Origin of the sequence: Pseudomonas capeferrum (assembly GCF_013523055.1) — a bacterium.
Taxonomy (GTDB): Bacteria; Pseudomonadota; Gammaproteobacteria; order Pseudomonadales; family Pseudomonadaceae; genus Aquipseudomonas; species Aquipseudomonas capeferrum_A.
In genome coordinates, this window is the sequence record NZ_JAAMQM010000022.1 from 13,532 (window position 1) to 29,138 (window position 15,607).

The following is a 15,607-nucleotide window of genomic DNA, read 5'->3' on the forward strand; positions in this document are numbered from 1 at the left end:
TTTCACGCGCCGGTAGAGGTTACGTTTGCAGGCGCGGCGGGGCTGGCTGCAGGCGGGGTGGCAGGAGCATTTGGCGGAGGAGGCGCAGCGGGTGCGGCTGGCGTGCCCGGCGTAGCTGCGGCCCCAGCCTGAGCGACCCGCTGCTGGGCCGTAGCCTGCTGCTGCGCTAACTGGGCAATCACCTTATCGCGTTCGCCATACAACGACACAGTGCCAGCTGACATCACCAAGACGCGATCAAGACGAGACAAAATGTTCGGTCGATGCGAGACGATAAACACAGTGGCACCGCTTTCCTTGAGCTTCTGAAGAGCAACGCCCAGAGCGCGCTCACCAACATCGTCAAGATTGGAATTAGGCTCGTCGAGCACAATCAGGCGCGGGTTGCCGTAGATGGCGCGCGCAAGGCCAATGCGCTGGCGTTGGCCACCAGAAAGGTTGACTCCGTCGCTACCAATAGCTGTGTCGTAACCATCGGGAAGCATGAGAATCATCTCATGTACACCTGCAATCTGAGCCGCCTGCACAACCTTTTCCGGGTCGACCTTTTCGAAACGGGCAATGTTCTCGCTGATGGTTCCTTCGAAAAGCTCGATGTCTTGCGGCAGATAGCCTACATAAGGGCCAAGATCATATTTGTCCCAAGTACTGATATCGGCGCCATCGAGTCGTACTACGCCATGCTGGCTTGGCCAGATACCCATCAGGGCGCGCACCAGCGTCGACTTACCTGCGGCGCTAGGGCCGACGATGCCGACAATGGAACCTGCTGGTACGACGAAGCTGATATTACGCAATACTGGGGTCTTGCCGCCTGGAGGAGTGACTACCAGGTTTTCTACCTGGATCTGCCCCTCTGGAACAGGAAGCTTCATGCGCTCAGGTTCAGCACTCAGGTCTTCCATTACCTTGCTCAGGCGATCGTATTGGACCTTGGCTGCCACGAAACCCTTCCAATTGGCGATCATCTGGTCGATAGGCGCCAAGGCCCTACCTAGCAGCAAAGAACCGGCCATCAACAAGCCAGGGTTAATTTCGTGAGTAATCACCAGATAGGCGCCGATGGCCAACATGATCGATTGGGACCAATTGCGGAAGGTCTTGGAGACTGAACTCACCACACCGCCCTGGTCGCTGGCGTCCGACTGCAGCTTCAGCACCTTGCGCTGACGTGCAGCCCAGCGATTCATCAGGGTCTCGAGCATTCCCATCGACTCGATGACCTCGGCATTACGCAAGGTCTTGGTCGTTGCAAGGTTGGAAACGACGCTCTCCTTGTTCGCTTCAGCGAGCGCCTTGCCGGTGACCTTATGGTTGATTACAGCCAGCACTGAGAGGACCACGCCACACGCCACGGTCATCCAACCAAACCAAGGATGGAAAAGGAACATTATCGCGGTGTAGATCGGGAACCAAGGAGCGTCAAAAAAAGCAAAGAGACCTGAGCCAGTGAAGAACTGTCTCAAGGAAGTCAGGTCATTGAGCGATTGCGCAGTCGCGTCGCCCCCTCCACTGTTGAGGGCTAGCTTGAAGCTGGCCCGGTATACGTCCCGGCTAAGCAGCACATCCAGTCGGTTGCTGATCCGGACCATGATGCGTGAGCGCACCCACTCCAGAGAACCCAACGTGGCCATCAGCACTGTCAGGATAAGCGTTAGCATCAGCAAGGTAGAGGTACTACCAGAGGGTACTACCCGCCCGGAGATCTGAATCATGTAGAAGGTAGGGACCAGCATCAGCGCATTGACGAAGAAGCTGAAGAACCCGATCGAGAGAAAGCTGCTCTTGCATGCCTTGAGGGCGGCATGCAACTTATTTTCCTGTATACGACTCATGGCATCCGTACTGACGTAAAGGCGAAAACGGCGCGCAGTGTACCACCCACTCCGCGATGAGGGCGTGTCTGGTGACAGATTGCCAGTCTCTTGCATCGTGGCTCGCTACGACGTTCAATGCCGACAAGTTCACGCTGCTATTAACATCGCATTTCGTAGCTATACGGCAACATAACTCTGAACCGTCCAATTCTAGGCGCGGCGTGTAAGGTAAACACGGTATGCAGCTAATAATCCACGATTGCGTTAGATTTCTGACAATCTGTAAAAATTAGGATCCAGACCCTCTATCTAACTGATTTTCAGGACATTTTTCATGAAGATTAAGTTAAAAAAATCATTATGCGCATCTTTGCCAAGCCTGAGACGGACCACAGCGCAGCGAGCTAAGTTCTATCCCTATAACGAAATTTTTTTTACCTGGAGTCGTTGACAATCTTTCCCTATCGCTTACTCTTCGGCATCGGAGGGAACCCGCCACTGGCCGTTTTTTGTGCAAGTACGGTTCTGCCATCGTTCGATGGTCAGTGTTTTACGTTTATCAGTAGGAGCTTGAAAAGCCATGTCAGTGCCTTCGCATACCCTTGACGGCTTGAAAATCAGCTCCCGGGTCACGCTGCTGGAGCCGGGGATGTACATCTTCCGCTACGCCTCCCAGCCCTCTAAAGAGAAGCCAGTGTGCATTGCATTGCAGCAAGCACCTCTAGGCAAAGGGTCGATAGACTTTTTCCCAGGCGAAGGTATCAGCAAGAACATGCTGACCAAGCTCGGCGACACGATCGTCGCCCGCGTCAAAGGCGGTGTGACCACCGTCCTGATCACTGAATACCATATGTTCGACGCCGCCATCGATCCGATTGATTTGCGCATCGACCGTATAGATACCTCTTCGGCAATCATGCGCAATTTTGCAGTGGTCGCCACCGCTACGCCCCCGCCTGCTATCGAATCGAACCAAGCACCCGTAGCTCTCAAGCTCACCGCTCACCTCCAAGGGACCGGTGATGTGATTTCCAGCAAAGGTTGGGCGGGTGAACACGATAGCGCCAAGCGTCTGGAAGGTTTTGCCATCGAATGGGAAAACAAGCCCGACGGCGTGGATCTGGTTTACACCTCGACGGTTGCAGGGTCAGGTCCCGGTCCAAATGTAGCCACTGGTACCTTCACAGGTACACGAGGGCACTCCCTCCCCTTGGTGGCCGCCGGCTTCAGCCTGGTTGGCCCTAACCGCCACTTTTACGAATTGTTCGGCCATATCGTGTTCTGCGGCACTGCGCCCCAGCTCGTCGTGGCCAACCAGATCATGCATGGCCCCACGGGAAATGAACCTTTGGTGGCGCTGCATATCTGCATAAGACCCGTTACGAAGATGAACGCTGCCCGCTATAAGTCTCCGTGGGAAACCTCTGCGCTCGAGCAGACCCTCAGTAGCACAAGCCAACCGGCTTGAAGTAACAGGAATTACACATGCAATATGACAGCCCAGTCTCAGCGGCAGACTTCCAAGATTTTCTGACCACCGCTAACTTCTCGGATGACACCGCAGCAGCTATCAGCAGCCTGCTGAACCTGGACGCCGGTGACAGCGTCAACGTTGCTAGCTTCGATGGTGTAAATGCCGAGCTGCCAACCAGCGGTAACGTTGACGTCGTAACCGGCGTTATCGAAGGTGCTGAAGGCGATCAGGTTACTCTGAACCTGCCTGAGTCGTTCAACACTGCCAAGGCGTTCATCCTGCAGAGCGATGCCAACCTGGTTGCTACCTTCGACGCGCCAGTCGCCTCCGAAGAAGCTCCAGCTGCCGCTACCTTCGCAGCTGCTGCTCGCATCGCCGTTCCTGCCGATGCATCCGCTGAAGTCGAGTTCGTAGTCACCACCGGTAACGGCGATGACGTGATCACCGTCAATGGCGATCAGAACACCTTCATCGACGCTGGTGACGGCAACGACACCATCGTTACCGGCAACGGCAACAACACCGTTATCGCTGGCGAAGGCAACAACAACGTCAAGACCGGTTCGGGCAACGACACTGTCGTCCTGAGCGGCAGCAACCACGCTGACATCGTCGACACCGGCGCTGGCTACGACGTGGTACAGCTGGACGGTTCGCGTGACGACTACGAGTTCGCCGTTGGCAACAACTTCAACGTGAACCTGACCGGCAACCAGACCGCTTCGATCACCAACGCTGAGTTCCTGACCTTCGTCGAGGGCGACACCGTTGAGACCGTAGCACTGGCACACAGCGAAGCTGAAGCAGCCGCTCTGCGTCTGTACGAAGGCATCCTGGGCCGCGACGCTGACCTGGCAGGCGCCAAGTCCTTCGTCGAGCTGGTCAACAACGGTACTTCGCAGACCGACATCGCCAACCAGTTCCTGAACTCTGCCGAGTTCGCTGGCGCTAACAACGAAGCTTCGATCAACAGCCTGTACTCTGCCCTGCTGGGCCGTACCGGTGACGAAGCCGGTGTTGACGCTTGGGAAGCTGTACTGGCCAACGGTGGCACTCTGACCGACGTAGCAGCTGGTATCGCTCTGTCGCAAGAAGCAGTCACTCTGGACCAATCGAACGGCACCTTCGTAGAAGAGCTGTACGAGAGCGTTCTGGGTCGCGAAGCTGACGAAGACGGCCTGAACGCTTGGGTAACCCAGCTGTTCAGCGGCACCAGCCGTGCCGAAGTTGCTCAAGGCATCATCGAGTCGGCTGAAGCCGGCGCGAAAGCCAACAGCGACTTCATCGACAGCCTGTACCAGTCCGCTCTGGGTCGTGAAGCTGATGACGCTGGCAAAGCCGGCTGGACTCAGGTTCTGGAGAACGGCGGTACTCAAGCTGACGTCGCCATCGGCATCGTTGGTTCGCAGGAAGCTGTTGCAAACATCGACAACGTCGTTGTACTGCACGGTAACGTGTAACTAGCACTGCCGTAACAGGATACGCCCAGCCGCAAGGCTGGGTCGTATGCGAAAAGGGGTGACTTTCGGGTTGCCCCTCTTTTTATTTTTTTCAGAACTCGCCAGCTTATGTCCAGACACCTCGACCATGGGCGAGACACGCTCATGGACCTTTTTCACCGGCATCGCCAGGCCGGAGAGCATGACTGTGCTGCCGTGGCACTCGAGCGTGCGTTGCAAGTTCCCGAATATCGTCCAGAAGCACTTATCTGGAAAGGTATCGAGGCGCTGCCCAAGGACCCACAGCTAGCCTTTCTTTTTCTCGGCAATGCCGCCGATTCATTCCCCAAACGCGCTGATGTTCATGCGCTCATCGGACGTAGCCTGATTGCTCAGGCTCAACCGGCACTTGCCAGCCGATACCTGTCTGCCATCTGGCAGAAGATGCCCAACGATCCTGCCTTGCGCATGATGCTGTGGCAGGCTCGCAGCCAGTCAGAAGACGCAGACACTCTGCAACGCATCATTCTGGCTCATCTGCCCGACATCACCTCTGCACAAGAATTGGCCTTCGTTCTCAAGCTGCTGGCCAGCAAGGTCCAGTTCCAAGGCGCGATCGGCGTGGTCCGATATTTGCCGGATGTACAGGAAATCCACGGCTGGGCGGTCAACCTGGCTAATGTCCAGGCTGTGCCTGCGCTCCAGTTGGAAGCCAATGGCCGCGTGGTCAATATGGCTGCCAGTGCGCCGCATCCTCTGCTCGCCGCTGCCGGTCTTCCTGCAAGTCATGGCGGTATCCGTATCAAGGTGCCCAACGCCACGCCTGCTGTACAGGTTCGCTTTGAATCCGGCCCGGCTTTGCTCGGTAGCCCCATATATGCGATGCCAGCTTTCGTGCCACCACCAGCATCATCCGATGTTGGAGCTCACCAGCCCGTCGACGTCCTGATTCCGGTCTATAACGGACTCGAAGAAACACTCGAGTGCATCAATAGCGCTCTAGATGCCCGCAAGCTCAACCGGACCCCACATCGCCTCGTGGTTATAGAAGATGCCACTCCCGTGCCCGCCTTGCGCAAAGCACTGAAGGTCTTGGCCGGAAAGAGCAAGATCACCTTGGTGCAAAACCCGGTCAATCTGGGCTTCATTCGCAGCATGAACCGGGCCATGGCAATGAGCCCTACTCGGGATGTGGTCTGGCTCAATGCCGATACCCGCGTTCATGGCGATTGGCTTGATCGTCTGCGTGCCGTTGCCTACAGCGACGAGGTCACCGCCTCGGTAACGCCATTTACCAACAATGGCGAGCTGATGAGCTTCCCTCAGAGCCGTATCAGCCAGCCAATGCCGAGCGCACAGGAACAGGCCGAGTTAGACGAACTGGCAAAGCAGACTGATAGCTGTGCCGTCGAAATCGAAACCGGCTGCGGTTTTTGTCTCTATCTCAAGCGTGAGGCTATCAACCAGGTAGGCTACCTGGACGAGGTCGATTTGTTGCGCGGCTATGGCGAAGAGACTGATTGGTGCTTGCGTGCACGCGGTTTCGGTTGGAAGCATATGGGTGCGCCAGGAGTTTTCGTCGCACACCAAGGCGGCGTTTCCTTTGGCGAAGAAAAATTGCTGCGGGTAGCTAGCAACAACGCCATCCTGCGGCGCCGCTATCCAGACGCTGAAGCCCGTTACGAAAATTTCTGTCGTCGAGATCCGATCAAGCCTGCCCGACAAGCATTGCAACGTGCGCGATTGACTCGCTGGCTAGCACAGAATGCCAACCTCAAGGGTCACTTCCCTCAGGTGCTGCATCTGCATGACGGCAGTCTTGAGCAAACTGAGTTCAGTCTCACTTGGCACCATGACGGCCTACGCAGCTGGATAACTTTACACGCGCAGCTGCATCCGCTGGAAATCAGTTTGGACTACACGCCAGCTGACTTCCCTATGCTTATGCAGGATCTGTGCGGCCTGCCATTAGCCGCCTTGGTATTTGATCAACTAGCCAATTGCCCGCCAGAGCTTCTCAAGCTGCCGTCAAAGCTGCAACTTCCTTATCGCATCATCTGCAGCGATGATGAGTTACTAAAGCAGCAAAATAGCGACTGGCTAGATTTTGCCCAAGCGGCGCAAAGCATTGAGCTTCCTTGGCAGGCACTGCGGTCCCGGTATATGAACGCGCTACCGAGCGCACCTATCGCGGCTCCTAACACCGCCAGCAAAGACTGTGCAGGCCAACCTGCTGCAGGGAAAGTCCTGATGATTGGTGATTCGATAAGCAACGGCATTATCGCGGAGGGATGGCTTGGGCTTGCTCGGCAGATAACCAAATTACAGCTGCCTATCAAGTTACTTATGAAAGGCAACCATCCCTGGAACAAGCAATTGCTAGCCACTGGCGCAATCCAGGTCTTGCCTGAACTGCATCGCTTGTCTTTTGCAGAAAATGCCGTCATGGCTGGCTGCCAAGCAGTACTGAGCTTGGACGACAATCCCGGTGCCGGCTGGCAAGCACCACGACTTGCAAAGACACTTGGCTTGCCGCTATACGCCCCACCTGGATTAATAGCCGATGAAGTCGGCGCACTTTCTTTACATCTTCTACCCATTTCACCGAGCCGGTCTGATGTCAAAATACGTGTTGGATAAGTCCGAAATGGGCAATCAGCCCCCTCCTACCACGCGTTTTGCTGGTGCGATTACTGGCCTGTATGGAGATGTATTGCAAGGGTGGGCCGTGGATACCGTAGAGCCAGATCAGCGCTTGGTCATCGAAATCTGTATCGACGGTGGCTGTGTAACACTCATACGAGCCGATCAGTTCGAGCCCAACGCCAAGACTGGCGACCAATTTAATGGCTTCGCCGTACAACTGCGTCAAGGCTGGCTTGACGAAGCCCGGCACATCACCGCACGTATCGCCAACCAGGATTTCGCACTGGAAGGCGAGCTCCGTCTGCCCTCGCCTGGCAGCAAACCCGCATTGATCGCATCCCAAGTCTGGCATACCGGTGGATTGCGCATTGGCGGCTGGGCCTGGGATCCCCAAGCGCCTTTACGGCATGTCCAAGTCACGGTTCGTGAGGGCAACCGCGTACTCACTCAAGTCACCTGCGATGTCCACCACCAAGCGCTGGCGTATCGAGACAGCAGCAAGCATGGTTTCGCAGTGGACCTGCCCTGGGAACTAGCAGACGGTAAACTGCATACGCTCGCAATAGAGGACGATCTGGGCCAGCCGTTAGCGGGTAGTCCAATCACATTGTGTTGCCGACCGGAAGGTATCGAAGGCCTGCTGAAACCGCTCGCCCTTGCACACGACCAAGAGACACTAGCCCTGATCTCGGAAGTTGCTAGGGAACAAAGCTTGCGCCTACCCAAAAGCGCGGGCTGGCATCTCTATCCACAGTGGTTTGAGGCGTTTCAGCACGTTCCTGAGGAACAGATGCCACCTCTGCATGGCAAAGTCGGTTTATTAATGATCAGCGAGGGGGACGACGAGCTGGAAGCTCAGAGTCTGCGGAGTGTGAGCATCAGCCACGGTCAGCCTCACCATATTGCCAAAGCATCGGCTGAAAATATTTCGCAAGCCTTGAACGAATTGCTGGCTCACGGATGCGACAGCGTTGTTCCTGTTACGGCCGGGGACCGCTTAGGAGCCAACGCATTGGCCAGGCTGAGCGCTCTGCTTGTCGAAGGTTGTGCTTGGGGCTATTCAGATTGCGATCGAGACGGCGCAAAAGGTGAGCGCAGTTTTCCTTGGTTCAAGCCGGTCTGGGATATCGATCTGTTTGTTGGCGCGGATATCTTCACACCTGGTGCGATTTTCAGCTCAGGTATTATCGACAAAGCGTTGAGCCTGCTTATTCCGACTGAAAAACAGCATCAGCTGAACTGGGATCAGTTGCTCGCAGGTATTGTACTTGCGACAGAGACAAGCAAAGCCGATGTAGTACATTTGCCCTATGTGTTGTATCACCGGAGCGTCCACAGCGCTGCAAGCCCAGAACTAGCCCAGCCTTCACCTAGCCGTCAGCATGCGATCGCTTGGCTATGTGAAAAACTGGCGACAGGTACAACGGTTGCACCTGTCTCGACCTACCCTGCACTGCTTCGTGCACACTGGCCTTTGCCTATGGCGCTTCCAAAAGTAAGCCTGATCGTGCCAACCCGCGATCAAGTTGGCCTGCTCCGCACCTGTATTGAAGGCCTACTGAACGAAACTGACTATCCAGACATGGAAATCATAGTCGTAGATAACCAGTCCAGCGACGAAGCCACCTTGGCCTACTTCGATGAGCTGGTGAAGCGTGGGGTAAAGGTGCTATCGCACCCATATCCGTTCAATTATTCCGCCATCAACAATCATGCGGCCAGATATGCCCAAGGTGAACTGATCGCACTAGTGAACAACGATATTGAAATCATCGAAAGCAGTTGGTTGAAAGAGATGGTAAGCCAGGTAGAGCGCCCGGGGGTAGGTGCGGTCGGAGCCAAACTCATGTGGCCCAACCGGATGGTACAGCACGCTGGCGTGGTGGTTGGTATCAATGGCCTGGCCGCGCATACTGGGAATACGTTGGAACAGCGTGATCCGGGCTACCTGGGAATGAATCAGGTAACCAGGCGTCAAAGCGCGGTAACCGCTGCTTGCCTCTTGATGCGCAAAACAGTTTTCGACGACGTTGGCGGCTTGGATGAATCGGCTTTTCCGGTCGCATTCAACGATGTAGACCTTTGCTTGCGGATACACCAACAAGGTTGGAACTTGGTTTGGACACCTTTCGCGCAATTGATTCACGCAGAGTCTGCCAGCCGAGGCAAGGATCAAATACCTGAAAAGCGCGCGCGTGCCCTGCGAGAGCAGCAAGGCTTCATGGAACGCTGGTCCTTTGCAGGGCAAGATGATCCTTATTACCATCCAGCCTTGAGCTGTGATTACCTAAGCGGACCATACGGAGGGTTGGCGCTATCGCCAAGGCTGCCAAAGCATCAATGCGGACGTCATCTTTCTCGCACTTCACGTTACTGAACAGACCTAAGAGCCGGGACGGTTATCAGTCCCGGCAGGGCACTCTGGAGCCCTTCAGGCGAAGGCGTTGCTCGAGCGCCTACGGCTACTACCCCAGCCTCTGAATCTGCCCTCTACGATCAGCTCTGACGAAATACCACTGGAAGCACCGACAGCAAGGTCGAGCGGAACCGCTAAACGACCTTGTCCGTGCCTACGTTGCTTGCCGCTCACTGGCTACTAGTGGCTTCCAAAGAGCGCTGGAGTATTACCGCATAGGCCTTGCCGAGTTGCTGGACCAGTCGTTCCAGCGTGTACTGCATGGCCCTTTGCCGGCCAGCCTTGCCCATATTACGGATCTGCTGCGGTTTGCGGCATAGCCGCCGTAGCGTCTTGGCCAAGCCTTGGACATCGCCATGCTCAAAGGTAAAGCCATTCACGCCTTCGTCGATGAGCTCTGGAAGAGCGCCCCAGCGGTAGGCGAGTACCGGGCGGCGAGCAGCCATCCCCTCCAACAGAGTACGGCCGAAAGTTTCCTGACAATGAGACAGGTTGAGCACGATGTTTGTCTGGGCGATTGCCTCCTGCGAGCTCGCGGTGTAGGGCACTAACCGCAAATTGCTAGACAGTTCACCGTCTGCCTGCGCTCTACGCAAAGCCTCGACGTCCTTGTTATCCGGTCCGATTAATAGCAGGTGAAGATTCGGCGTATCCTTCATTTCCTGCGCCAGCTCTTGTAAATCCTGCAATCCCTTCTTTGGCAGATTACTGCTGATCAAGGCTGCTGTAATAAGCTTGTGATTGACGGAGTTAGCTAGATCAAACGCATTTGAATCGATAATATTGCCGATTACATGTGTAGCTCCTGCTTTGGCAAAGTGCTGCGCGGTGAACGCTGAGTTAGCCAGCACATGGTCGGCTCGCTCAAGTGCTTCAGCGATGATTTCGGTCGCAGACATTCCAATGCTCTCGCAGAGCTCGCTATCATGCAGAGGCGATTCGTGCGCATGAATTACGCTTGGTATGCCAGCCTGACGGGCAGCGAGAAGCGGTTCACGCAGCATAATGGTGTTAACCTGAACCAAATCAACGGCGTGAGTCCGAATGACCTCGGCAAAGCGGTCGACCGCGACTGCACAAGGTGGTGTGTCGACCTGCCATGGCATCGTCGGAATACATACAACTGACAGCGCACGAGCCTGCAACTGATCAACGTAGTCTCGATTGACGACGCCTGGCACGCTGACCACAACGTTCAGCTCCAGCTTGCCGCAGGCATCCAGTACATCCAGCAGGCAACGCTCCGCACCAAATATCTGCTCATTGGCGGCATGCGCGCACAGCAGGACGGTCGGCCGATCGGGACGATGAGGCTGATAGCCAGGAAGCGTGGGGTGGCTGGCTTCATAACCTAGCTGATGACCAGTCTCCATGTAGTGCAGCAATGCTGGCTGTCCATTGCTGCAGGCCTGCGGGCACTGCTGCAAGTACCAGGCGGTATTAAAGTCAGGGCCTGGATCACGTCCTTCCGCAGCACCGTTTGCCAAATAATGTTGCCACGCATCAACGCCTGCAGTGCGTATGTCAGGATAGCGTTGCAGGTACCACTGCGCGCTAAACAGCTCAGGTGGTTCGGACTTAGTGCGAGTAGATACGTCTGGAAGCGCCCTAACCTCTCTGGCCGAATCGATTACTTGGCAATCCTGCAAGCCCAGAATATGAGGAACCTGGTCCAGAGGGTTCGCCAGCAAATGACGACCGACGATCACTACATGCCCCACTTCGAGACATTGTTCAGCCAAAACAATGTCCACCTCCCCTCGTACTGCTTGAGATAAATAGGAGCTGTCGATGGATTCTGGTCGGTGATAATCAGGCCAATGGAATAGAGCGACTTTCTCGCCATTGGCAATCAAGCGCTTCAGTATCGCGTGGGCTGCCTTGCGGCGAGAGGCATCGGCACTGAGGTCGCTAATCAGCAACCAGTCATAGCGCGTGGTATGAGGTGCGTCGCTCAACATTGGTGCTGGGGCCGGGAAGGCTCGTCCCAAGGAAGCACCAGGTAAGCCCAAGGTCAACGAGCCAGTCGCTGTGGAATGCCAAGTTTGAGCAAGCTGGCTATATAGCTGGCGCAAACCAAAGAACGTCGAACGAAGATGCGTGCCAAAGGACATGGTAAGCGACTCAGGCCAATACCTTGCAATCACCAGCGGCACCCCTGGGCGCACATGTAAGACGGATTCGGTGCCATGACAAGCCAAAAGACGCTGATGCAACTCATGATCAGCCGCGACCCGCACCTCATCCCAACCGCCAAGCAGTTGTACCGCTTCGCGACGAACCATCATGGTAGAAACGCTCGGCTCAATCAATCGGTCTGCAATGCGCCAGCACTGGAAATGCAACGAGGTGTCGGCTCTAACCCAGTCGGCCATAGTAGCGACAAGATTATGGTTCTCCAGCAGAGGACGGACCATGAGCTCCAGGCGCTGAGGATGTGACCAGTCATCACTGTCATGGTTGATAAGAAAATCGCCGGTTGCTTGGTTCAGCGCTGCATTACGGGCAGCGTAGGCGCCCCAGTTTCGTGTCTGGCGCAAAAGCAGGATACGGGCATCTTGATGCGCCATTGCCGACACCCGCTCTGCAGTGGAATCCGTGCTGCAATCATCCACTACGATGATTTCCAAGTTGCGCCAGCTCTGCTCTAGCAGACTCCGCAAGGCCGTCTCAATGAACGCATCGGCGTTGAATGCCGGCATTACGACACTAATTTTTGGCTGCTTTGTTTGCGAACCCTGCGCTTCAGGCCCGGCCTGCAAATTATCCAAGGTCATGGAAACCTGTGGATGACGCAAAGTGATGGCTTTTAACCCAGCGCTTTCGAAAGCGCGATTGAGCCAAGCCAGTCGTCGAGCCGATTCCGTCTGGTCGTCATTCACTCCAACCGACAGACCCGCGTTAGCTGCCGCCAGGCACATGTCAGCTTGCAACCCATGGCGCTCAATGCCTTCCTGCAAGCAAGTTTGGGCAAGCTCATGTCGGCCATTGCGCAACAGTATTTCCACCGAGAGCAACGTCGGGCCAAGGTGCCTAAGATACGGCGGAAGCTCCCCTATCAAGTGAGGAATGAAGGGCAAAGCATTCGGCCAGTCCGAGGCGCTCGCAAACCACCGTGCCAAAGCCCAAGCAGCGTAGGCCTGCTCGTCGAAATCTTCGCTATCCTGCCACCAGGCATGCAGATCAGGCAATGCCAGCCGTGCAAAGCCGCTCCAAAGAGCATTTTCAAGACGCACAGCCTTAAGTAAGCGAGGAAAACGCCCCTCGGTGCAACCGTGCAACTCATAATGAACATGCGGATCCATGCCGATAGTAGCGACATCCGGATAAGTCGCAAGGTACCACTCGGCATCAACTACATTTTTATCGGACAATAACTCAGACATGGGTGGCCATTTGACTGATCAGGTTACGGGCGCGATGCATTGTGTGCTCGGATTGACCCATGGCCACGAGCATTTCACGGTTGGCTAGATAGTAGTTTTCCAGCTTTTCCTGTACCGAATGAAGCTGGGCAAGCAGTAGCTCATTTTCTTCGACCAAAGATTGCAAGTCTGCGCGCTCATTTGCCGATGCCACTTTCATTTGTACATCTGCTTCGCCTAGCTGCCCTTGCGCCTGCTGGGCTTCCGTCAATGCCGCTTGTACAATCTCGAGTTGTTCAGTTAAATGTTCACGGTGCGTAACCACTGAAGCCAGCTCTTGAGTGAGCGCGTCATGTTGCTGTTTGAACGAAGCATTAGCTAAATATTGTTTCTCCAGCTCCTCTTGCACCTGATGCAATTGCGCAAGCAATACTCCTTGCTCGTTTTTCAGATTTTGCTCGGCAGCTCGTGCTTGTTCGAGGTCGTAACGCAGGCTTTGGGCGATCTGCTCGCTCTCAATTAGATGCCTACCAGCTTCGCGCTGATTGCAATCGGCCTGGGCTTGAGCCACTTTCAACACTTCATCCGTCTGCCGTAACTCCTCACTGAGCTTATCAAACTGCTGCCTGACCGCCGGCATTTGCCTGCCAGCCTGAATCAGTTCCAGCAACTCGCCCAACCCTTCAGTCGTTGGTAACGCACGGTTAGAACGAAACTCTGGCTCGCCCTCAGGCAGCCAGGCTGCTGCTTCCAGAGCCTCATAAAGCGTCCAACACTCTGGGGCCGTCTGCTCGAACAAGCTTGCAAGGGCGGAGGTCAGCGAGGTATACGCTGCCACAGGTGATGAAGGCGCACCACACAAAATGCCGACATGCTCTGCGAAAGCCCGCGCATCCACCCGATCAATGTTGACCAGCAAAAGATGCTCTCTTAGGTTGCGGCGTAGCTGTAGAACCGCACGCTGCTGCGTTTGCCACTGCTGCAACGCAGCTGCGACTTTATAGCTGGCGCCTTCTGCTAGCCAAACCCAAGGCGCACGATAGAACCAGACCCATTTGCGCCCAGGCTCCCCCACCGCCATCTCTGCCTCCGCGATAAACAACGATGCGGGTTGCCATTCCAGCGACGAAGCGCCATCTGCAGGTGCGCCTACCCAAGCGCGACTGGCCTGTTCATTTAGGCCAGAGAATAGGATTTGCATCGAGATCTCCATAGTTAAGTCGGCACCCATTGATTATGGAGGTGCTCAGTCCTTGCCGAACAGGTCGCGAGTGTAAACCTTTTCGCCTATGTCGCGAATCTCCTCAGTGATTCGGTTGGCTACGATAACATCACAACCCCGTTTGAAATTTTCCAAATCGCGGACAACCTGCGAATTGAAGAAGGTATCTTCCTCCAAGGCCGGCTCATATACCACCACTTCGACACCTTTCGACTTAAGGCGTTTCATGACGCCTTGAATAGATGACGTCCGGAAATTGTCAGAGCCCGCCTTCATGGTCAACCGATAAATACCTACTCGTTTCGGCTGACGCTTAAGGATGGATTCGGAAATAAAATCCTTGCGAGTGCTGTTAGACTCTACAATAGCTCGAATGAGCGTCTGCGGTATATCGCTGTAGTTGGCAAGAAGTTGCTTGGTATCTTTGGGCAGACAGTAACCACCATATCCGAACGAGGGATTATTGTAGTGCCCACCAATGCGCGGATCAAGCCCGACACCATCGATAATTTCACGAGTATCCAAACCGTGCGTTTCTGCATAGCTATCAAGTTCATTAAAGTAAGCTACACGCATCGCCAGATATGTATTAGAAAAAAGCTTGATCGCTTCAGCTTCGGTCGGGCCGGTAAACAAGACCGGAACATCCTTCTTGATCGCACCTTGCAACATGAGCTCCGCAAATAACTCGGCACGTTCGGAGCGCTCGCCGATGACAATGCGCGACGGATGAAGATTGTCGTAGAGCGCTCGCCCCTCGCGCAGGAACTCAGGAGAAAAAATGATATTATCACAAGCAAACTCGCGACGCATGCGGTCGGTAAAGCCTACAGGCACAGTAGACTTTATAATCATGGTTGCAGATGGATTAATGGCGAGCACATCTCGAATTACCGACTCAACCGACTCCGTGTTGAAATAATTCGTATACGGATCGTAGTCAGTAGGCGTCGCAATTATGACAAACTGCGCATCCCTGTAAGCCTCCTTCCTGTCAAGTAACGCATGCAGATCAAGCGGCTTATTTTTAAGAAAGTACTCCAACTCGGCATCGGCAAGTATAGATTCACGCTGATTAATAGCACTGACTTTCTCCGGAATGATATCCAACGCTAAGACTTTATTATGCTGGGCAAGCAGCACAGCATTAGACATTCCGACGTATCCAGTACCAGAGATAGTAATGTGCATTTGTTGAGAAACCTTGGATTATGGGCTAGGTCTAGCA

8 protein-coding genes are annotated in these 15,607 nt (G+C 54.9%); 4 read left to right on the plus strand and 4 right to left on the minus strand.

Going from position 1 to position 15,607, the window contains the following annotated elements:
- Positions 1-2: 2 nt before the first annotated feature.
- Positions 3-1,835: a type I secretion system permease/ATPase gene (locus G7009_RS22135; RefSeq protein WP_181132233.1), complete on the minus strand. Its 1,833-nt coding sequence runs from the start codon at positions 1,833-1,835 to the stop codon at positions 3-5.
- A 631-nt stretch (positions 1,836-2,466) separates the two neighbouring features.
- Here G7009_RS22135 and G7009_RS22140 point away from each other — a divergent pair.
- The 4 genes from G7009_RS22140 (at position 2,467) to G7009_RS22155 (ending at position 9,753) form a co-directional block, all read left to right on the plus strand.
- On the plus strand, positions 2,467-3,285 hold the full coding sequence (locus tag G7009_RS22140) for a hypothetical protein (protein ID WP_181132298.1): 819 nt from the start codon (positions 2,467-2,469) through the stop codon (positions 3,283-3,285).
- Between the two features lie 17 nt (positions 3,286-3,302).
- On the plus strand, positions 3,303-4,751 hold the full coding sequence (locus G7009_RS22145) for a DUF4214 domain-containing protein (protein WP_181132234.1): 1,449 nt from the start codon (positions 3,303-3,305) through the stop codon (positions 4,749-4,751).
- Between the two features lie 144 nt (positions 4,752-4,895).
- A complete protein-coding gene (locus tag G7009_RS22150; protein ID WP_181132235.1) occupies positions 4,896-7,370 on the plus strand; it encodes a glycosyltransferase family 2 protein in 2,475 nt (824 codons plus the stop codon).
- A complete protein-coding gene (locus G7009_RS22155) occupies positions 7,348-9,753 on the plus strand; it encodes a glycosyltransferase family 2 protein (RefSeq protein WP_181132299.1) in 2,406 nt (801 codons plus the stop codon). The genes G7009_RS22150 and G7009_RS22155 overlap by 23 nt, the downstream gene beginning before the upstream one ends.
- A 209-nt stretch (positions 9,754-9,962) precedes the next feature.
- On the opposite strand, the gene G7009_RS22160 is transcribed toward G7009_RS22155, so the two are convergent.
- Genes G7009_RS22160 through G7009_RS22170 form a run of 3 tightly spaced genes read right to left on the minus strand, consistent with a single transcriptional unit; the run spans position 9,963 to position 15,570 of the window.
- The gene (locus tag G7009_RS22160) at positions 9,963-13,178 is read right to left on the minus strand and encodes a glycosyltransferase (protein ID WP_181132236.1); all 3,216 of its coding nucleotides are present in this window, start codon (positions 13,176-13,178) and stop codon (positions 9,963-9,965) included.
- Positions 13,171-14,358: a hypothetical protein gene (locus tag G7009_RS22165; protein WP_181132237.1), complete on the minus strand. Its 1,188-nt coding sequence runs from the start codon at positions 14,356-14,358 to the stop codon at positions 13,171-13,173. Before G7009_RS22165 ends, G7009_RS22160 begins: the two co-directional genes overlap by 8 nt.
- 45 nt (positions 14,359-14,403) lie before the next feature.
- Positions 14,404-15,570 (minus strand): nucleotide sugar dehydrogenase, encoded by a 1,167-nt coding sequence (locus tag G7009_RS22170; protein ID WP_181132238.1) that lies wholly within the window; start codon positions 15,568-15,570, stop codon positions 14,404-14,406.
- Between the last annotated feature and the right edge of the window lie 37 nt (positions 15,571-15,607).

Bases quoted from the DNA above. Each gene is read 5' to 3' on its own strand.
- G7009_RS22165 (WP_181132237.1), bottom strand. From the start codon at position 14,358: ATGCAAATCCTATTCTCTGGCCTAAATGAACAGGCCAGTCGCGCTTGG.
- G7009_RS22150 (WP_181132235.1), top strand. From the start codon at position 4,896: ATGGACCTTTTTCACCGGCATCGCCAGGCCGGAGAGCATGACTGTGCT.
- G7009_RS22170 (WP_181132238.1), bottom strand. From the start codon at position 15,570: ATGCACATTACTATCTCTGGTACTGGATACGTCGGAATGTCTAATGCT.
- G7009_RS22135 (WP_181132233.1), bottom strand. From the start codon at position 1,835: ATGAGTCGTATACAGGAAAATAAGTTGCATGCCGCCCTCAAGGCATGC.
- G7009_RS22155 (WP_181132299.1), top strand. From the start codon at position 7,348: ATGTCAAAATACGTGTTGGATAAGTCCGAAATGGGCAATCAGCCCCCT.
- G7009_RS22160 (WP_181132236.1), bottom strand. From the start codon at position 13,178: ATGTCTGAGTTATTGTCCGATAAAAATGTAGTTGATGCCGAGTGGTAC.
- G7009_RS22145 (WP_181132234.1), top strand. From the start codon at position 3,303: ATGCAATATGACAGCCCAGTCTCAGCGGCAGACTTCCAAGATTTTCTG.
- G7009_RS22140 (WP_181132298.1), top strand. From the start codon at position 2,467: ATGTACATCTTCCGCTACGCCTCCCAGCCCTCTAAAGAGAAGCCAGTG.